The sequence below is a fragment of the Superficieibacter sp. BNK-5 genome (genome assembly GCF_047456055.1).
GTDB lineage: Bacteria > Pseudomonadota > Gammaproteobacteria > Enterobacterales > Enterobacteriaceae > Superficieibacter.
The window spans coordinates 1,987,887-2,006,956 of the sequence record NZ_CP179893.1; the positions used below are offsets into that span (position 1 = coordinate 1,987,887).

The 19,070-nt window shown below is 54.1% G+C and carries 14 protein-coding genes; 8 read left to right on the forward strand and 6 right to left on the reverse strand.

Annotated elements, in window-relative coordinates:
* Positions 1-6: 6 nt before the first annotated feature.
* From ACMGGS_RS09570 to ACMGGS_RS09585, 4 genes are all read left to right on the forward strand, one after another.
* Complete coding sequence (locus ACMGGS_RS09570; RefSeq protein WP_414165881.1) at positions 7-1,140, forward strand: amidohydrolase/deacetylase family metallohydrolase; 1,134 nt, start codon at positions 7-9, stop codon at positions 1,138-1,140.
* Positions 1,124-2,242: a DgaE family pyridoxal phosphate-dependent ammonia lyase gene (locus tag ACMGGS_RS09575; protein WP_414165882.1), complete on the forward strand. Its 1,119-nt coding sequence runs from the start codon at positions 1,124-1,126 to the stop codon at positions 2,240-2,242. Before ACMGGS_RS09570 ends, ACMGGS_RS09575 begins: the two co-directional genes overlap by 17 nt.
* Positions 2,239-2,979, forward strand: coding sequence for a 2-dehydro-3-deoxy-phosphogluconate aldolase (gene dagF, locus ACMGGS_RS09580; protein ID WP_414165883.1), 741 nt, complete (start codon positions 2,239-2,241; stop codon positions 2,977-2,979). Before ACMGGS_RS09575 ends, dagF begins: the two co-directional genes overlap by 4 nt.
* Before the next feature lie 76 nt (positions 2,980-3,055).
* On the forward strand, positions 3,056-4,966 hold the full coding sequence (locus ACMGGS_RS09585; RefSeq protein WP_414165884.1) for a BglG family transcription antiterminator: 1,911 nt from the start codon (positions 3,056-3,058) through the stop codon (positions 4,964-4,966).
* A 29-nt stretch (positions 4,967-4,995) separates the two neighbouring features.
* Here ACMGGS_RS09585 and nrdG read toward each other — a convergent pair whose 3' ends face one another.
* From nrdG to treR, 5 genes are all read right to left on the reverse strand, one after another.
* A complete protein-coding gene (gene nrdG / locus ACMGGS_RS09590; protein ID WP_176920447.1) occupies positions 4,996-5,460 on the reverse strand; it encodes an anaerobic ribonucleoside-triphosphate reductase-activating protein in 465 nt (154 codons plus the stop codon).
* Positions 5,461-5,609: 149 nt separating this feature from the next.
* Positions 5,610-7,748 carry an anaerobic ribonucleoside-triphosphate reductase gene (gene nrdD, locus ACMGGS_RS09595; protein ID WP_414165885.1) on the reverse strand — a complete coding sequence of 713 codons (2,139 nt, stop codon included), beginning with the start codon at positions 7,746-7,748 and terminating at the stop codon, positions 5,610-5,612.
* A gap of 368 nt (positions 7,749-8,116) precedes the next feature.
* Positions 8,117-9,769: an alpha,alpha-phosphotrehalase gene (gene treC, locus ACMGGS_RS09600; protein ID WP_414165886.1), complete on the reverse strand. Its 1,653-nt coding sequence runs from the start codon at positions 9,767-9,769 to the stop codon at positions 8,117-8,119.
* A gap of 47 nt (positions 9,770-9,816) precedes the next feature.
* Positions 9,817-11,235 carry a PTS trehalose transporter subunit IIBC gene (gene treB / locus ACMGGS_RS09605; protein ID WP_414165887.1) on the reverse strand — a complete coding sequence of 473 codons (1,419 nt, stop codon included), beginning with the start codon at positions 11,233-11,235 and terminating at the stop codon, positions 9,817-9,819.
* Positions 11,236-11,368: 133 nt separating this feature from the next.
* Positions 11,369-12,316 carry a trehalose operon repressor TreR gene (gene treR, locus ACMGGS_RS09610; RefSeq protein WP_414165888.1) on the reverse strand — a complete coding sequence of 316 codons (948 nt, stop codon included), beginning with the start codon at positions 12,314-12,316 and terminating at the stop codon, positions 11,369-11,371.
* Between the two features lie 194 nt (positions 12,317-12,510).
* Here treR and mgtL point away from each other — a divergent pair, with 194 nt between their 5' ends.
* Together mgtL and mgtA are read left to right on the forward strand one after the other, a co-directional pair.
* Positions 12,511-12,564, forward strand: coding sequence for a mgtA regulatory leader peptide MgtL (gene mgtL, locus ACMGGS_RS09615; RefSeq protein WP_414166236.1), 54 nt, complete (start codon positions 12,511-12,513; stop codon positions 12,562-12,564).
* 145 nt (positions 12,565-12,709) lie between these two features.
* The gene (mgtA, locus tag ACMGGS_RS09620; protein WP_414165889.1) at positions 12,710-15,418 is read left to right on the forward strand and encodes a magnesium-translocating P-type ATPase; all 2,709 of its coding nucleotides are present in this window, start codon (positions 12,710-12,712) and stop codon (positions 15,416-15,418) included.
* Positions 15,419-15,447: 29 nt separating this feature from the next.
* On the opposite strand, the gene ACMGGS_RS09625 is transcribed toward mgtA, so the two are convergent.
* Positions 15,448-16,335, reverse strand: a complete 888-nt coding sequence (locus tag ACMGGS_RS09625; RefSeq protein WP_414165890.1) for a LysR family transcriptional regulator — start codon at positions 16,333-16,335, stop codon at positions 15,448-15,450.
* Positions 16,336-16,678: 343 nt separating this feature from the next.
* On the opposite strand from ACMGGS_RS09625, the gene ACMGGS_RS09630 reads away from it, so the two are divergent.
* Together ACMGGS_RS09630 and ACMGGS_RS09635 are read left to right on the forward strand one after the other, a co-directional pair.
* Positions 16,679-17,821: a radical SAM protein gene (locus ACMGGS_RS09630; protein WP_414165891.1), complete on the forward strand. Its 1,143-nt coding sequence runs from the start codon at positions 16,679-16,681 to the stop codon at positions 17,819-17,821.
* Positions 17,822-17,830: 9 nt separating this feature from the next.
* Positions 17,831-19,066 carry a DegT/DnrJ/EryC1/StrS family aminotransferase gene (locus ACMGGS_RS09635; protein WP_414165892.1) on the forward strand — a complete coding sequence of 412 codons (1,236 nt, stop codon included), beginning with the start codon at positions 17,831-17,833 and terminating at the stop codon, positions 19,064-19,066.
* Positions 19,067-19,070 lie beyond the last annotated feature (4 nt).

Sequence of the window (19,070 nt, forward strand, 5' to 3'; positions counted from 1 at the left end):
AAAGCTATGTTTGATTTACTCCTGCGCCGCGCGCGTCTGGTCGATGATACCGTCACCGATATCGCTCTGCAGGACGGCAAAATTGCGGCGCTGGGCGAGATTAATGGCCCGGCATCCGCCGACATCGATCTTCAGGGCGAATATTACGTCAGCGCAGGCTGGATTGATTCCCACGTCCACTGCTACCCCAACTCCCCGATTTATCACGATGAACCGGACAGCATCGGCATCGCCACCGGCGTCACCACCGTGGTCGACGCGGGCAGTACCGGCGCGGATGATATCGATGATTTTTATGCCATTACCCGTCAGGCAACCACTGAGGTTTATGCGCTGCTGAATATCTCCCGCGTCGGGCTGATCGCGCAGAACGAACTGGCGAATATGGCCAATATCGACCGCGACGCCGTGCGCGACGCCGTTAAACGTTACCCGGATTTTATCGTCGGCCTGAAGGCGCGGATGAGCAGCAGCGTGGTTGGCGACAACGGTATCGCGCCGCTGGAGCAGGCCAAGGCCATGCAAAAAGAGAACGGCGATGTCCCGCTGATGGTACATATCGGCAACAATCCGCCGGATCTCGACGATATCGCCGAACGTCTGACCCACGGCGACATCATCACCCACTGCTATAACGGCAAACCCAACCGCATTCTCACTCCCGCGGGCGAACTGCGGGCGTCCGTTACACGCGCCATTCAGCGCGGCGTGCGGCTGGACGTGGGCCATGGCACCGCCAGCCTCAGCTTTGCGGTGGCGCAGAAGGCCATCAGCATGGGCATTCTGCCGCACACCATCAGCTCGGATATCTACTGCCGCAACCGCATCAACGGGCCGGTGCATTCGCTGGCGAACGTGATGTCGAAATTTCTCGCCATCGGCATGTCGCTGCCGCAGGTGATCGAGTGCGTGACCGGTAGTGCGGCAGAGGGGCTGCGGCTGAAAAATAAAGGGCGGCTGGCCGTCGGCTTCGATGCCGACCTGACCATTTTTACCTTAAAACGCCAGCCCACGCTGCTGGTGGATGCGGAAAACGACAGCTTACAGGCTGACAAATTACTGGTCCCGCTTGCCGCCGTGCGCGCGGGCACGATTTATCCGACCGAACAAGGGAGTGCGGAAGATGCCTTCAATTTATGAGAAGTACGGTTTAAAACAGGTAATTAACACCTCCGGACGCATGACGGCGCTTGGCGTCTCCACCCCGCGTCCGGAAGTGGTGCAGGCCGCGATGGACGGCATGAACCACTATTTCGAGATGAAAGATCTGGTCAACAAAACCGGCGACTACATTGCGCAACTGCTGGAGGTGGAAGGCGCGACGGTGGTCTCCTGCGCCTCAGCAGGCATCGCGCAATCCGTGGCCGCCGTGCTGGTGAAAGACAGCGACTGGCTGCTGGAAAACCTGCACGTCACCCCCGTTGAAAACAACGAAATCGTGCTGCCGAAGGGCCACAACGTCAACTTCGGCGCACCGGTCGGCACCATGGTGGCGCTGGGCGGCGGCAAAATCGTCGAAGCGGGCTATGCCAACGAATGCTCCGCCGATCAGCTGGCGGCGGCCATCACTCCGCGCACCGCCGCCATTCTGTATATTAAATCGCATCACTGCGTGCAAAAAAGCATGCTCAGCGTGGAGCAGGCGGCAGTGGTCGCCCGTAAGCACGACCTGCCGCTGATCGTCGATGCGGCGGCGGAAGAAGATCTGCACGCCTATTACCGTTCTGGTGCGGATCTGGTGATCTACAGCGGCGCGAAAGCGATTGAAGGGCCGACCAGCGGGTTGGTGATCGGCAAAACTCAGTATGTTGAATGGGTGAAGCGCCAGACGGCGGGCATTGGCCGCGCGATGAAGGTGGGGAAAGAGGGCATTCTCGGCCTGACCTGCGCGATTGAGCACTATCTCACCGCCGAGAAAGAAAGCGGGGCGGAGATGGTCGACAAAATGACGCCATTTATTGATTCGCTGAATGCTTTGAGCGGCATTACCGCCCGTGTGGTGTGGGACAGCGCCGGGCGTGATATCGCCCGCGCCGAGATCAAATTTGACGAGGCGGTGACCAGTGTGGCAACGGGCGATCTGGTCGCGGCGCTAAAGCAGGGCGAGTACGCCATTTATTTCCGCGGCTATAAAGCCAATGAAGGGATCATTGAAGCCGATGTGCGCAGCGTGAACGCTGCCCAGCTTGAGATTGTGGCGCGCCGTATCGCCGAGGTTATTAATCAGGAGAAAACCGCATGAAACTCACCCCCCATTTTTACCGCGACCGCGTCTGTCTGAACGTGCTGGCAGGCTCTAAAGCTAACGCCAGCGCCATCTATGAAGCGGCGGAAGGCCATGTGCTGGTGGGCGTGCTCTCCAAAAACTACCCTGACGTGGCGAGCGCAGTGGCCGATATGCGCGAATATGCCGCGCTGATTGATAACGCGCTTTCCGTCGGGCTGGGCGCAGGCGATCCAAACCAGTCCGCGATGGTCAGCGCCATTTCACGCGAAGTGCAGCCGCAGCACGTCAATCAGGTCTTCACCGGCGTCGGGCCGAGCCGCGCGCTGCTGGGGCAGAACGAGACCGTGGTCAATGGTCTGGTCTCGCCGACTGGCACGCCGGGCAAGGTGAAAATCTCCACCGGTCCGCTGAGCAGCGGAGCGCCGGAAGGCGTCGTGCCGGTAGAAACGGCCATCGCTCTGCTGAAAGATATGGGCGGCAGTTCGATTAAATACTTCCCGATGGGTGGGCTGCAATGCCGTGACGAATATCAGGCGGTGGCCGAAGCCTGCGCCCGTTATGATTTCTGGCTGGAGCCGACCGGCGGTATCGATCTCGATAATTTCGGCGAGATTTTGCAGATAGCGCTGGATGCCGGGGTGAGCAAAATCATTCCTCACATTTATAGTTCGATTATTGATAAGGTAAGCGGCGATACCCGGCCGGACGATGTACGTCAATTGCTGGCGATAACGAAGCGGTTGGTGGGGTAACCACCCTCACCCCGGCCCTCTCTCACAGGGAGAGAGGGGAAAACCTATCCGCTCTGCGATACAAGAGGAAACTGACGTGCGATTCCCGAACCAACGTTTAGCGCAGCTGTTCGACATGCTGCAAAACGAGACGCTGCCGCAAGATGAACTGGCGCAGCGGCTGTCGGTTTCCACGCGCACCGTTCGGGCCGACATCACCGCGCTTAACGCGCTGCTGGCGCAGCACGGTGCACAGTTTATCCTCAGTCGCGGCAACGGTTATCAGCTTAAAATCGACGATCCCACCCGCTATCAGACCCTGAAAAGCGCCCAGCCGCGCGCGCTGCGTATCCCGCGCAGCGGGCAGGAGCGGGTACATTATTTGATGGTGCGTTTCCTCACTTCCGCCTTCTCGCTGAAGCTTGAGGATTTAGCGGATGAATGGTTCGTCAGTCGCGCCACATTACAAAACGATATGGCAGAAGTGCGCGAGTGGCTCCAGCGCTACAATCTGACCCTTGAAACGCGTCCGCGTCACGGCATGAAGCTGTTCGGTAGCGAAATGGCGATCCGCGCCTGCCTGACGGATCTGCTGTGGAAGCTGGCGCAGCAGGATAATCTCAACCCGCTGGTGACCGAAGTCGCGCTGAACGCGGGCGTGCCGGAACAGCTGGCGACGTGGCTTGACGGTTGTTTTACCCGCCATCATATTCGTTTGACCGACGAAGGTGAGCTATTTCTGCGTCTCTACTGCGCGGTGGCGGTGCGCCGCATCAGCGAAGGGTATCCGCTACCGGAATTTGCGACAGAAGAGGTTGACGAAAACGTGCGTGAAGCGGCGCGCGACATCGTTGCCGCGCTGGCGCAGCTTGCCGGTAAACCGCTCGCCGCATCGGAAGAAAACTGGCTGCGGGTGCATATCGCCGCCCGTCAGGTTCAGGACATAGCGCCCAGCGCGATCAACGCCGATGACGATGAAGCGCTGGCTAACTACATCCTGCACTACATCAACACTCACTATAACTACAACCTGCTTAATGACGCCCAGCTGCATGCGGACCTGCTGACCCACATTAAAACCATGATCGCCCGCGTGCGCTATCAGATCATGATCCCCAATCCGCTGCTGGAGAATATCAAACAGCACTACCCGATGGCGTGGGATATGACCCTGGCAGCGGTTTCCGGCTGGGGGAAATACACGCCTTACACCATCAGTGAAAATGAGATCGGCTTTCTGGTACTGCATATCGGCGTCGGCCTGGAGCGCCATTACAACATCGGCTATCAGCGCCAGCCGCGTGTGCTGCTGGTCTGCGATGCCGGCAATGCGATGGTGCGGATGATCGAAGCGGTACTGGCGCGTAAATACCCACAAATTGAGGTCACGCGTACCCTGACCCTGCGCGATTACGAGCAGTGCGAAACGCTCAGTGAAGATTTCGTGATTGCTACTGCGCGCGTCAGTGAAAAAGACAAGCCGGTGGTGATCATCGCGCCGTTTCCCTCCGACTATCAGCTGGAGCAGATTGGTAAACTGGTGCTGGTCGACCGTACCCGCCCGTGGATGCTCAATAAATACTTCGACGCCGCGCACTTTACGATTATCAACGAACCCATCGACCAGCAGACGCTGTTTAAAAGGCTGTGCGATCAACTCGGGCATGAAGATTTTGTCGATGCGGAGTTTCTCGACTCCGTCACCGAGCGCGAGGCGATTGTCAGCACCATGCTCGGCGACGGCATCGCCCTGCCGCACGCCCTGGGGCTGCTGGCGAAGAAAACGGTGGTCTATACGGTGCTCGCTCCACAAGGGATCGCCTGGGGCGATGAGACCGCGCACGTCATCTTTTTACTCGCCATCAGCAAGAGCGAATACGAAGAGGCAATGGCGATTTACGATATTTTCGTCACTTTTTTGCGCGAGCGCGCCATGGCGCGGCTCTGCGCCTGCCGGGATTTTGACGAGTTTAAAGCGGTGGCGATGGCGTGCGTGAGTCGGTTTTGAGCGGAGAGACGGTGCTAAAGCTGTTACCCTCAACGCAAATGATGCACCACCTGATTGCTACTGCCGCGCCAGATTAGCGCAGGATCTTTCAAATCCTGTACAAATTTGCCGTCGACCAGCACGTTGATCAGGTCCACCACCTGCATTTGCGCCTCGTTCAGTTCATCCAGTTTATAGCCGGTCCACATCCAGATATCTTTCCCGGGACACTCGGCGCGGATCCGCTGCACCAGCGTCAGGATCTCCGGGACGTTTTGCGGATGGAGCGGATCGCCGCCGGAGAGGGTGATCCCCTGGCGCTTGATTCGCGTGTCGTTCAGATCGTGGATGATTTGATCGGCCATCGCCTGAGTGAACGGTTGACCGGAGTTCAGCCGCCAGGTGCTTTTGTTGTAGCAGCCGGGGCACTCATGTACGCACCCTGAGACAAACAGGGTGCAGCGCGTGCCGGGGCCGTTGACGATGTCGACGGGGTAATACTGATGGTAGTTCATAGTGGTTTCCTGCCGGGTGGCGCTGCGCTTACCCGGCCTACATGTGTGGCGTGCCGCCGGGTATCTTGTCTACATGTGTGGCGCGCTGCCAGTTGCCAGTACCCGTAGGCCCGGTAAGCGCAGCGCCACCGGGCATTGATGCCACGGACTCAGCCGATCTGACCGTTCCCCAAATGCTTCACGCGGCGTTTCACTTCTTCCTGCTTGCCGGCGTTAAACGGACGTGCGTCCGGGCTGCCTAAATACCCACACACGCGACGGGTAACCGACACACGCGCCGCATCGTGGTTGCCGCATTTCGGGCAGGTGAAGCCCTTGCTGGTGCATTCGAACTCGCCGGTAAAGCCGCACTCGTAACATTCGTCAATCGGCGTGTTGGTGCCGTAATACGGTACGTGCTGATAGCTGTAGTCCCAGACGTCTTCCAGCGCTTTCAGGTTGTGCTGGATGTTCGGATACTCGCCATAGCAAATGAAACCCCCGTTCGCCAGCGGCGGGTACGGCGCTTCGAAATCGATTTTGTCATACGGGTTCACCTTCTTCTCCACGTCGAGGTGGAAGCTGTTGGTGTAGTAGCCTTTATCGGTGACGCCCGGCAACACGCCGAACTCGGCGGTATCCAGACGGCAGAAGCGGTCGCACAGGTTCTCACTTGGCGTGCTGTACAGACTAAAGCCGTAGCCGGTTTCGTCTTTCCACTGATCCACCGCCTGACGCAGACGTTCAACAATCGCCACACCCTTCGCACGCAGCGTTTCGCTGTCGTACATATGCGTGTCGCCCGCCAGCGCATTGATGGTTTCGTGAATGCCAATATAACCCAGCGAAATAGACGCGCGGCCGTTTTTGAAGATCTCCGATACATCGTCGTCCGCTTGCAGACGCACACCGCAGGCACCTTCCATATAGAGAATCGGTGCGACGCGCGCTTTGACGCCTTCCAGACGGGCGATACGGGTCATCAACGCTTTACGCGCCAGTACCAGACGCTCGTCCAGCAATTTCCAGAACGCCGCTTCATTACCTTTGGCTTCCAGCGCGATGCGCGGCAGGTTAAGGCTGATCACGCCGAGGTTGTTACGACCATCGTGAACCTGCTCGCCGTTCTCGTTTTCCCACACCCCGAGGAAGCTGCGGCAGCCCATTGGCGTTTTGAACGAGCCGGTAACTTTCACCACCTGATCGTAGTTCAGGATGTCCGGATACATGCGCTTGCTCGCGCACTCCAGCGCCAGTTGTTTGATGTCGTAGTTGGCGTCGCCTGGCTTGTGGTTCAGGCCGTCGCGGATCGCAAAGACCAGTTTCGGGAACACTGCCGTTTTACGGTTTTTGCCGAGGCCCGCAATACGGTTACGCAGAATCGACTGTTGAATCAGACGGGATTGCCAGCTGGTGCCGAGGCCGAAACCAAAGGTGACAAACGGCGTCTGCCCGTTGGCGGTGTGCAGCGTGTTCACCTCGTACTCAAGAGACTGGAACGCGTCGTAGCACTCTTTTTCAGTACGGGAATGCGCGTAGCCGTCAGCGTCCGGGATCTGCCACGCTTCTGCCGTTTTACGGTGTTTATTGAAGCTCTCGGTGACAAAAGGAGCCAGCACTTCATCGATGCGGTTAATGGTGGTGCCGCCATAAATATGGCTGGCAACCTGGGCGATAATCTGTGCGGTTACCGCCGTGGCGGTAGAGATGGATTTCGGCGGTTCGATCTCCGCATTACCCATCTTAAAGCCCTGCGTCAGCATGCCTTTCAGGTCAATCAGCATACAGTTGAACATCGGGAAGAACGGGGAGTAGTCGAGATCGTGATAGTGAATATCGCCGCGCTCATGCGCCTGCACCACGTCACGCGGCAGCAGGTGCTGACGGGCATAGTGTTTGGCGACAATACCGGCCAGCAGATCGCGCTGGGTCGGGATCACTTTGCTGTCTTTGTTGGCGTTTTCGTTGAGCAGCGCGGAGTTGGTTTGCTCGACCAGACCGCGGATTTCCTGGTTCAGACGACCGCGTTTTTCACGCTGAATGTCGCGATCGTGTCGGTATTCAATATAGGCGCGCGCGAGCTGTTTATACGGCCCGGACATCAGCTGGTTTTCGACCGCCGTCTGGATCTCATTGATATCGACCTGACTGCGACTTTGCATCTGGTTGCTAACGACTTCTGCGACGGTGGCGCAATAGTCTGCGTCATCGACTCCCGCTGCTTTAGCTGCACGCAGAATTGCTTCTTTAATGCGCTCTGATTTGAACGGCGCTTTACAGCCATCTCGTTTCATCACATGCGGTGTCATGATCACTCCATATTTAAAAGAACAGGTTATCCACAAAGGAAAGAACGCTCCGGGCGGTTTTAATCGTTACTGTATCCAGAGACTTCCGTCAGGCTCGGCCCTTTTATCCACAGCCTATAAAAAAGGCTATGGTGCAATAATAGACGATAAACACCATATATAGGGCCGATGGGCATTCTAATTTCTATATGTAGTGATTTGCATCAAAGATGTTTGCAGTTTTATTGATGCAGGACAAAGTAAAAAGGAGACAGTACAGAGGACGGGCGCTGTAGGGGGAAAGATTTTTTCGGACTTATTTATGACTGCAAAAAGCCATAAAAAGAGCATGGAAATAAAGCAGCCCGGTTTGACCGGGCTGCACGAGACTACTGTAGCCACCACACCGCTTCGAACGGGCGAAGGGTCATTGCCGCTGGCTGCGCGGCCACTTCTTGATAGTTGTTTATCAGCACCTGCCACGTACCGTTCATCTTCTCCGGCTGCCAGTTCTGGCATTCGCGACTCAGGTTGGCGATGACCAGCAATGTCTGTCCCTGCCACTGGCGGCGGTAACACCACAGATGTGGATGGTCCGGCAGCAGATCCTCATAGTCCCCCCACGTCAGCACCGGCTCGGTTTTGCGCAGCGCGATTAAGGCCTGATAGGTATAAAATACCGACTGTTTGTCCGCCAGCGCCGCCTCGACATTGATCTCGCTTGCGTTGGTGTTTACGCCGATCCACGGTTCACCGGTGGTAAAACCTGCATTGGGACCGCGGTCCCACTGCATCGGCGTGCGGCTGTTATCCCGCGAGCGGACCGCGAGAATATCCAGCAGTTCCTGCGCATCGCGCCCGTTCACCCGCTGTTCGGCGAACATATTATGGCTTTCAACGTCGCGGTAATCTGTGATGCGGGTAAAGTGCGGATTGGTCATGCCAATCTCTTCGCCCTGGTAGATATACGGCGTGCCCTGCATCCCATGCAGCGCCATCGCCAGCATTTTAGCGGCGGGGACACGGTATTCGCCTTCGTCGCCAAAGCGCGACACAATGCGCGGCTGGTCGTGATTACACCAGAACAGCGCGTTCCACGCCCGCTGATGCATCCCCTGCTGCCAGTGGTGGAACAGGGCTTTCAGCGCTACAAAATCTGGCTTCGCCTGGGTCCACTTTTCACCGCCAGGATAATCCACTTTCAGATGGTGAAAATTAAAGGTCATCGACAGTTCACTGCCGTCCAGAGACGCATACTGCTGGCAGTGCTCCAGGGTGGTGGAGGACATTTCCCCAACGGTCATCAGCCCGCGCGGCATAAACACGTCGCGACTCATCTCCTGCAAAAATTCATGCACGCGCGGTCCGTCGGTATAAAAACGGCGACCGTCGCCCAGTTCATCATTTGGGAACGTCAGATCTTTGGAGATAAGATTAATCACGTCGAGGCGCAGGCCATCCACGCCGCGATTGGCCCAGCATTCGCACACCAGCTTCAACTGGTCGCGCACGCGCGGGTTTTCCCAGTTCAGGTCCGCCTGTTCCGGCGCAAAGAGATGCAGATAATACTGCTCGCTGTCCGCCTGCCAGCGCCAGGCGCTGCCGCCGAATTTAGAACGCCAGTTATTCGGCGCTTCATCCGGCGTGCCGTCGCGCCAGAAATAAAACTCGCGATAAGGGCTTTCTTTATTAAGCGCTTCACGAAACCACGGATGCTGAGTGGAAGTATGGTTAAACACCATATCCAGAATAATACGCATGCCGCGCGCTTTGGCCTCTGCCACCAGTTCGTCAAAATCATCCAGCGAACCGTAGGTAGGATCGATGGCCGTGTAGTTGGCGACATCGTAGCCATTATCGACCTGCGGGGAGATATAAAACGGCGTCAACCAGAGTGCGTCAACGCCCAGCGTTTTCAGATAATCCAGGCGCTGCGTTACGCCGCGTAAATCGCCGGTGCCGCTGCCAGTCGTGTCCTGAAAGCTCTTCGGATAAATTTGGTAGATGACGCCGTTTTGCCACCAGTGAGGAAGGGTATTCATGGTTATTTCCTGCAAATGCGAAGGGGCGCAACTGCGCCCCGAAAAAGTCAGACAATCTGTAACGTACCCTGACGGTGCTTACGCTGATACATCACCGTGGTGAGGACCACCGGGATCACAATCGCGATCAGCATCGCAATGCCAAAGACCTGCCAGTAGCCGGGCTGGATGGAGAGAATGCCCGGCAGGCCGCCGACGCCGATACCGTTGGCCATCACGCCGTAAAGCCCACACAGCAAGCCCGCGAGGCCGGATCCGATCATCGCGCACAGCATCGGGAAGCGATATTTCAGGTTGATGCCGTACATCGCCGGTTCGGTGACGCCGAGGAAGGCGGCGATGGCGGCCGGCACGGAGATTTCCCGCTCGTTATGTTTGCGGCTGACGATAATAATGCCGAGCACTGCCGACGCCTGGGCAATGTTTGACAGCGCGATCAGCGGCCATACCGGCGTGCCGCCGAGGCTCTGGATCATCTGCATGTCAATGGCAAGCGTAGTCTGATGCACGCCGGTGATCACCAGCGGCGCATAAAGGAAACCGAATAACGCCGCGCCAATCGGGGCGAAGCTGCCGGTCATCAGGTGACGAACTGCAAAGGCCACGCCATCGCCAATCATGCGGCCAAACGGACCGATAAAGGCGTGGGCGAGGAATACCGCCAGCAGCAGCGAACAGACCGGAACCACCACCAGATACAGGTAGCTGGGCACGATACGCTTAAGGTAATTTTCAATAAAACCAAGCGCCAGACCCGCCAGCAGCGCCGGGATCACCTGCGCCTGATAGCCGACTTTAGCGATGCTGAACAGGCCGAAATTCCACACTTCCGGCGTCTGCTGGCCCAGTAAGTAAGCGTTCATTAACTGCGGTGAAACCAGCGTAATACCCAGCACGATGCCGAGGATCGGCGTCCCGCCCAGCTTACGCACCGCTGACCAGCAAATGCCGACCGGCAGATAGAAAAAGATCGCCTCGCCAATCAGCCATAAAAAGTCGTAAATCGTTTTCAGCGCCGGGAACATCTGCGCCAGCGTCTGCCCGTTGCTCATTGGCAAGTCGCCGATCACGTTACGGAAGCCCAGAATCAGGCCGCCGCTGATCAACGCAGGCAGCAGCGGAAAGAAGATTTCGGCAAAGTGGGAGATGAGCTGCTCGTACCACTTCATATTCTGCCGTGCGGCTTTTTTCGCCTGCTCTTTATCGGCGCGCGCCTGCCCGGTGGAGGCCAGCAGAACCTGATAATAGTCGCCGACGTCAGTGCCAATCACTACCTGAAATTGTCCGGCGTTGGTGAAACAGCCTTTGACCATCGGCAGTTGTTCAATCGCTTTCGGATCGGCCTTCGCCGGTTGATTGAGCACGAAGCGCAAGCGGGTAATGCAGTGGCTGACGGTGGCGATGTTTTCGCGGCCGCCGACCAGTTCGATCAGCCGATCGATATCCTGTTGATTAACTTTACTCATCTTAAAGCCTCGTGGCAGATGTAAAGAAGGGGTCGGGGTGATAACTGGCGGAGAGAGTATATCTTCAATGAATAAGTGAAAACGGGAACGTTCCCGAAACGTAGCGACGATCACATAAATCGTGTTTTGCGAATTACGAGAGGGTGGCGGGGATCACGATTTGCCGCGGCTCGCTGCGACCGTTGATCTGATCGATCAGCTGTGAGGCAGCCTGACGTCCGGCCTCGGCGTAGCCCGGATCGACAGTGACGATCTCCGGGTGCAGGAACTTGATCAGCGGCGTGTTGCCGACGCTGGCGAGCTGAACGGTGTCGATGCGCTGTTCCTGTAAATACTTGCTGGCTCCCAGCGCCAGCGTATCGGTAGCGCAGACCAGCGCGGTGGTGTCGGGCGTCAGCACGTCCGCCACATGCTCATAGCCCTGCTTCATGGTCAGGCCCGGCAGGGTGGAGACCGGCGGCAGGCGATGCTTTTTGCAGAAGGACAGCCAGGCCTGATGGCGGCGCTGACCGGTGGTGATGTCACGATGCGGCACGCCAAGGTAGCTGATATGGCGATGGCCGCGATCGTAAAGACGCTGCATCAGGATCTGAATCGCGCCTTCATCGTCATAGCATACCGAGGCAAAGCCTTGCGCATCGCGCGCCAGCAGGACCAGCGAAGACTGCCAGCTCGCCAGCATCTCCACGCCAATGCCGGTAAAGCCAAACAGCACCACGCCATCGATATTGCGCCGTTGCAGCATGCCGAGATGCTCCTCGACCATCGCCGTCGAAAACTGGCTTTCAATCATGATCGGATCGTAGCCCTGCTCATAAAACACCGGCAGCATGGTCTGTACGGCCAGGTTTTCCGACAGCGAATCCAGACGGGTAACAATAATGGCCACCACTTTGTCGCTCTGTCCGCGCATGGCACGCGCGGAGCGGGAAGGGGAGAAACCGTGCTGCTGCATAACGGCTTCAACACGTTCGCGGGTACGTTCGCTGACGCCGCTTTCATTATTCAGCACGCGGGATACGGTAGATTTCCCCACGCCGCTTAAGCGCGCAATGTCTTTGATCGTCAGCCGGTTTTGCATCCTGTCGTCCCATGAGGTGAAGCCACGTCGTAAAAGAGCTTAACTTTACCCGGCTTAATAACAATGGGCAAAGTCTGGTTTATGTTCGGTTTAGTCACGTGGCGGTATCATACCGCCATAAATGCCACAAATTATATTGATAAGGCTATATAATTCGCGGCGTTTTATTACCCCATTAACTTACCGGAGGCCGTATGGATCCCGATCCCACCCCTCTCCCGCGACGGAGAACCCCCAACTTCCGGTAAGCCAGTCTTTTCACTGCCTTAGCGGAAGCGTAAGGCAGTGACGTTATCCGCGTCCCTGTAAAAATGTATTTGCCTGTCAGGCAAGGCTTCGCCACGCCTGAAGGAATTTCTGCGCCCGTGACTAACGGGCGCGGAGGGACTGATTATGCTGAAAAATATTACCCGCCAGCTTTTTGCCCGGCTGAACCGCCATTTACCCCGCCGTCTGGTGCAGCGCGATCCGCTGCCCGAGGCCCAAAATATCACCGGCGCGGCGATCCCTGTATCGCTCAGCGAACAGTGTCTGAAGGTCGCAACGATGCGCGAGCGCGATCTCTGGCACGCCTTCGACAGCCATCCGGAAGGGTTGAATGCGGCAGAAGTCGAGGCCGCCCGCGCCCGGCACGGTGAAAACCAGCTTCCCGCCGAGCAGCCGTCACCGTGGTGGGTACATTTGTGGATCTGCTACCGCAATCCGTTCAACCTGTTGCTGACCGTGCTCGGCATCGTTTCTTATGCGACGGAAGATCTCTTTGCCGCGGGTGTGATCGGCCTGATGGTGGGGATCTCAACGCTGCTTAACTTCATCCAGGAAGCGCGTTCAACGAAGGCGGCCGATGCCCTGAAAGCGATGGTCAGCAATACCGCCACGGTGTTGCGCGTCAGCAATGAGAAAGGGGAAAACGGCTGGGTGGAGCTGCCCATCGATCGCCTGGTGCCGGGCGATATTGTCAAACTGGCGGCGGGGGATATGATCCCGGCGGACCTGCGCGTGCTTCAGGCCCGCGATCTTTTTGTCGCCCAGGCGTCGCTGACCGGAGAATCTCTGCCAGTGGAGAAAGTCGCGCATAGCCGCCATGTGCAGCAAACCAATCCGCTGGAGTGCGATACCCTCTGTTTTATGGGCACCAACGTAGTGAGCGGCACCGCGCAGGCGCTGGTCATTGCCACCGGCGGCAATACCTGGTTTGGTCAACTGGCGGGGCGGGTGAGCGAGCAGGCCAGCGAGCCAAACGCCTTCCAGAAGGGGATTGGCCGCGTCAGCATGCTGCTGATCCGCTTTATGCTGGTGATGACGCCGCTGGTACTGCTGATTAACGGCTACACCAAAGGCGACTGGTGGGAAGCGGCGCTGTTTGCCCTCTCGGTTGCGGTCGGCCTGACCCCGGAAATGCTGCCGATGATCGTCACCTCGACGCTGGCGCGTGGCGCGGTGAAGCTGTCTAAACAGAAGGTCATCGTCAAACACCTGGACGCTATTCAGAACTTTGGCGCGATGGACATCCTCTGCACCGATAAAACCGGCACCCTGACCCAGGATAAAATCGTGCTGGAGACCCACACCGATATCGCCGGGAAAGCCAGCGATCGCGTGCTGCATTCCGCGTGGCTGAACAGTCACTATCAAACCGGGCTAAAAAACCTGCTGGATACTGCCGTGCTCGAAGGGGTGGACGAAGAAGCGGCGCGCGGGCTTTCAGAGCGCTGGCAAAAAATTGACGAAATCCCGTTTGATTTCGAGCGTCGCCGGATGTCAGTGGTGGTGGCAGAACAACCGGACGTGCATCAACTGGTCTGCAAAGGAGCGTTGCAGGAGATCCTCAATGTCTGCGCGCACGTCCGCCATAATGGCGACATCGTGCCGCTGGATGACGCCATGCTGCGCCGCGTCAAACGCGTTACTGATACCCTGAACCGTCAGGGGCTGCGCGTGGTGGCGGTTGCTACTAAATACCTTCCGGCGCGTGAAGGCGACTATCAGCGGATAGACGAGTCGGATCTGATCCTCGAAGGTTACATCGCCTTTCTCGATCCGCCGAAAGAGACGACTGCGCCTGCGCTGAAAGCGCTGAAAGCCAGCGGCATCACCGTGAAAATCCTCACCGGCGACAGCGAACTGGTGGCGGCGAAAGTGTGCCATGAAGTAGGACTGGATGCAGGGCAGGTGGTGATCGGCAGCGATATGGAAGGGTTAAGCGATGACGAACTGGCGCGACTGGCGCAATGCACCACGCTGTTTGCCCGCCTGACGCCGCTGCATAAAGAACGCATCGTCACCCTGCTCAAGCGTGAAGGCCACGTGGTCGGCTTTATGGGCGACGGCATTAACGATGCTCCCGCGCTGCGTGCCGCAGACATCGGGATTTCTGTAGACGGCGCGGTAGATATCGCTCGCGAGGCGGCGGATATCATCCTGCTGGAAAAAAGCCTGATGGTGCTGGAAGAGGGCGTTATCGAAGGACGTCGCACCTTTGCCAACATGCTCAAATATATCAAGATGACCGCCAGTTCAAACTTCGGCAACGTCTTCAGCGTGCTGGTGGCCAGCGCCTTTCTGCCATTCCTGCCGATGCTGCCGCTGCATCTGCTGATCCAGAACCTGCTATACGATGTATCCCAGGTGGCGCTGCCATTTGATAACGTTGACGATGAGCAGATCCAGAAGCCGCAACGCTGGAATCCGGCGGATCTGGGGCGCTTTATGATCTTCTTCGGCCCGATCAGCTCGATTTTCGACATCCTCACATTCTGCCTGATGTGGTGGGTGTTTCACGCCAACACGCCGGAGTCGCAGACCCTGTTCCAGTCCGGCTGGTTTGTGGTAGGGCTGCTGTCGCAAACGCTGATTGTGCATATGATCCGCACCCGCCGCCTGCCGTTTATCCAGAGCCGCGCCGCCTGGCCGCTGATGCTGATGACGCTGCTGGTGATGGTGGTCGGCATTGCGCTGCCGTTCTCGCCGCTGGCAAGTTATTTACAGCTCCAGGCGCTGCCGCTGAGCTACTTCCCGTGGCTGATCGCAATTCTGGCGGGGTATATGACGCTGACGCAACTGGTGAAAGGAATTTATAGTCGTCGGTACGGCTGGCAGTAAATATCACCTCCGGCGGTGCGGTATAGCAATTATACTGACCGCCAGGAGGTATTCATGATAGCGGCATGGCAATAATCAATAACATCATCTCTTAACGTGTTATTGAACTTCTCATTCCATGCCATAACAATATTCCACTCGGTCAAAGGATGGTTTATCGTCAATGATAATATATCCTTGTGCTCATCATACCATGCGCTTTCAGGAACGAGAGCGTTGCCAAAATTTTCTTTTACCAGTGAGAAAATATTTGTATAGCTACTGATCTCTTTAAGGTTTGACGCTGAGGTGATACTTTTCACAAAAGTAGAGGTGATATGGTGTGTGCCTGAGCAGGCATGGGCATCAATGCAAAAGATTTTGTTGTTTTTTAAAATATCGCTAATGTCATGTGTTTCAACAAATGATTTTTTACTGGGGTGGTAAATTAAAAGTAGACGATCGCGCCTGACAATCATTTGTTTTAGCGGCGTACTGCTTTGTTCACGCATAAATGCCAGATCCAGTTCACCGGAAAGCAGCTTCTCATTTTGTAAGGACGTTGAAAGATCGATAAGAGTAATGTTCTTTTGTGGGCACTTTTTAGTGAATTCATTAATTAAGGCAGGGGCCAGGTCTCGTGTTGCCATGCCAAAGCCAACCGTCAAATCATTAGGGTTAGTTAAGGTGATGGCTTTGTGTCTTAATAAATCATAAGCGGTTAATATGTTATTTATTTCATTAAATAACAATTGCCCATTCTTATTCAAGATTGTACCACTCTTGATTCTGGAAAAAAGATTAAGCCCTAACTCCCCTTCAAGCGCCTGTATCTGTTTTGTTAGCGTTGACTGTGTAACGCACAAACGCTCTGCCGCACGTTGAAAATTGCCAGTATTGGCTAGCTCAATAAAAGCTTTGAGAACCTTTTGATTCATATTCGTTTGAGGAAACAGTCAATTATTTTTTTTTCATTATACAAACGATTAAGCGGTATGTAAAAAGATAAATGTTGAATCCGGGCGAGAAACGTTAGTTTTTTTATTAATTAGCTAATGTAAGCCGCAGGCGGATTGTTGCCAGACTTTAATTTTTAAAATGCTGAATGAGCACGTTTACCGACTTTTTGCGGGTTAATTCCCTTATTGGAAGATTATTAATATTCACTTAAGCAATGTTTTCGATTTTATATATAGAAAATGGTAATGATTTAAAAGAATTTACCGTCATTTATGTGGAACATTGCTATGTGCATTTTTTTTATGATGCAAGGAAAACAGCATGTCGATAGTGACTTCTAAGTTGCGAAACTCAAAGAGGATATTAAATTCATTTTCGGAGATTATAAGTAACGCAAAGTTAATTCACGGAGAGAATGGTTCTTCTGAACTCCCTGTAATAAATGTTATTGAAATTCATCCCACTGACATTTGTGATTTGCAGTGTAGCTATTGTAGTTATAAAAATCAGCAGCACAGAGGGTCGCTTAATTTTAATACCGTTAAAAATATACTGAGGTTGAAGCCTAAAGCCGTGGTTATTGCGGGCGGAGGAGAACCCACCCTCTACAAAAATGACGGTGTTAGCTTAAATGATGTTATTGATTTTTTATCGGCAAATAATATTGCGGTAGGGCTGATTACCAATGGTAGTCGAAAATTAGAGAAGGCCACCCTGGATAAACTAAGCTGGCTTCGCGTTTCTCTGGATGCAATCACCGAAGCGGATTTTTTTAACCTTAAGCATGGTAAGCTATCTGTCCGCAAAACGTTTCTGCATGCGGCAATAAATTCGAAATGCCAGCATGTAGGGATTGGTTTTTTATATGGTGATCATAATATTAATAATTTGCTTAGTATTTGTCATGATATTTTTAGCGACTTTAATCACCATGTCAATATTCAGTTCAGACCCATATGCCGTATTCAGTCATGTGATTGTCCCTCACAGAATTATGCGACTGATAAAAGCTTTACGTCCGATCGCGAACTTTTTTGGCAGGAAAGTATTGCACAGTTAAAGGAGCAGCTATCAGCGACGGCCAGCGAAGATGAAGCCTTATATAATTTTGTTGTCAATAATACAAATTTATCAAATGTACTGACCAATACAGGGGAACGATCGCTTAGTTTCGCACATTGTTATTCTAGTTTAGCTCGCTGGCTAATCCGGGCAGATGGTAATATTTATCCATGCGTGATGAAGGCAACCAACGAGGGATTACCTGTGGGAAATCTATCTTCTCTTTCGGTTGACGAGATAAATAATAACCTGAAGGGCTATTATAATTTATCGCCTGAATTTTGCCAGGGTTGTGAAGTATGTTGTCGCTTAGCTGGAGTCGTGAATGAAACAGTAGAAAAGGCAGCACAGCAAGGATTTATACCGAATAACGATAGTAATATTAGTGATTATTTTTATTGAGGAGCTGTAATGAACAATTTTCCAGGTTGGCCTCAGTTCGATAAACAAAGTTATGCTGATATCGAAGAGATCTTGTCCAGTGGTAAGGTAAATTACTGGACCGGAAAAAAAGGGGTGCAGTTTGAGCGAGATTTTGCTGAGTGGAATGGTTCGGCATATGCTATTTCCTGCTCATCAGGAACATCAGCGGTACACATTGCGGTGAGTTCATTAAATATAGGGCCAGGTGATGAAGTCATTGTCCCTTCATACACGTTTATCGCCACGTCTTTCGCGGTGTTACAGGCTGGTGCGATTCCGGTTTTTTGTGATGTAACGCCTGATCATACTATTGATCCAAATAAAATAGCCGGACTCATCACGCCCCGAACGAAAGCGATTATTGTTGTTCATCTGTATGGTGTGGTATGTGACATGGCCCCTATTATGGCTATTGCTAAAAGCCATAACTTAAAAGTTATTGAAGATAGCGCACAGTGTCTTGGTGGGCGGTATAAAGGGAAAAAGACAGGCAATATCGGTGATATCGGTACATTTAGCTTCTGTCAGGGTAAGCATTTTACTACCGGCGGCGAAGGCGGAATGGTTGTCACGAATAACGAGGATGTTGCCTGGGAATGTCGGGCATTCCGCGATCATGGTTTCGATGTAAAACGCAAAATAGATTTGTTGACGTTAGAGGAGCAAACATTCCATGTGCATAACCGCATTGGTTTTAATTATCGCATGACTGAAATGCAATCTGCTATTGGGATAAATGAACTTAAACGCTTTGATAGCTGGAATTTAACACGCAGAAAAACGTTTGCGGCTATTTACGATGAGGCATTTGCAAATATGCCTGAGATCGCCTCTCTCCCTTTCACGTCTGAGGAGAGAGAGAACGCATACTGGTTGTATCCGTTAGTATTAAATCACGATACCTTTCCTGTTGATGCGGCAAAGGTTTTATCTGAACTCAAAAAAGCAGGCATTCCTGCATTTAAAATTCAGTGGCCTGAAGCTTATGGCGAAAAAGTTTACCGTGAGTTAAACGGCTTTGGTAGCGTCGATTTCCCATTTAAATCAAAAGAGTATACCGATCCAAAGTCCGTAGAGTATTCAAAGGTTGTTTGTGAAAAAGCAAGAAGCCTGCTGCCTGTTACCTTCAGTCTTTATCTTCATCCGACATGGAGTGTGGAGCATATTAATACCTGTATTAAAGGTGTTAAGCAGGTTTTTGATAAATGCAAACAAGATTTATAATGGC

Coding starts and splice junctions, on each gene's coding strand:
- ACMGGS_RS09570 (WP_414165881.1), top strand. CDS start 7: ATGTTTGATTTACTCCTGCGCCGCGCGCGTCTGGTCGATGATACCGTC.
- ACMGGS_RS09575 (WP_414165882.1), top strand. CDS start 1,124: ATGCCTTCAATTTATGAGAAGTACGGTTTAAAACAGGTAATTAACACC.
- dagF (WP_414165883.1), top strand. CDS start 2,239: ATGAAACTCACCCCCCATTTTTACCGCGACCGCGTCTGTCTGAACGTG.
- nrdG (WP_176920447.1), bottom strand. CDS start 5,460: ATGAACTACCATCAGTATTACCCCGTCGACATCGTCAACGGCCCCGGC.
- nrdD (WP_414165885.1), bottom strand. CDS start 7,748: ATGACACCGCATGTGATGAAACGAGATGGCTGTAAAGCGCCGTTCAAA.
- treC (WP_414165886.1), bottom strand. CDS start 9,769: ATGAATACCCTTCCTCACTGGTGGCAAAACGGCGTCATCTACCAAATT.
- treB (WP_414165887.1), bottom strand. CDS start 11,235: ATGAGTAAAGTTAATCAACAGGATATCGATCGGCTGATCGAACTGGTC.
- treR (WP_414165888.1), bottom strand. CDS start 12,316: ATGCAAAACCGGCTGACGATCAAAGACATTGCGCGCTTAAGCGGCGTG.
- mgtA (WP_414165889.1), top strand. CDS start 12,710: ATGCTGAAAAATATTACCCGCCAGCTTTTTGCCCGGCTGAACCGCCAT.
- ACMGGS_RS09625 (WP_414165890.1), bottom strand. CDS start 16,335: ATGAATCAAAAGGTTCTCAAAGCTTTTATTGAGCTAGCCAATACTGGC.
- ACMGGS_RS09630 (WP_414165891.1), top strand. CDS start 16,679: ATGTCGATAGTGACTTCTAAGTTGCGAAACTCAAAGAGGATATTAAAT.
- ACMGGS_RS09635 (WP_414165892.1), top strand. CDS start 17,831: ATGAACAATTTTCCAGGTTGGCCTCAGTTCGATAAACAAAGTTATGCT.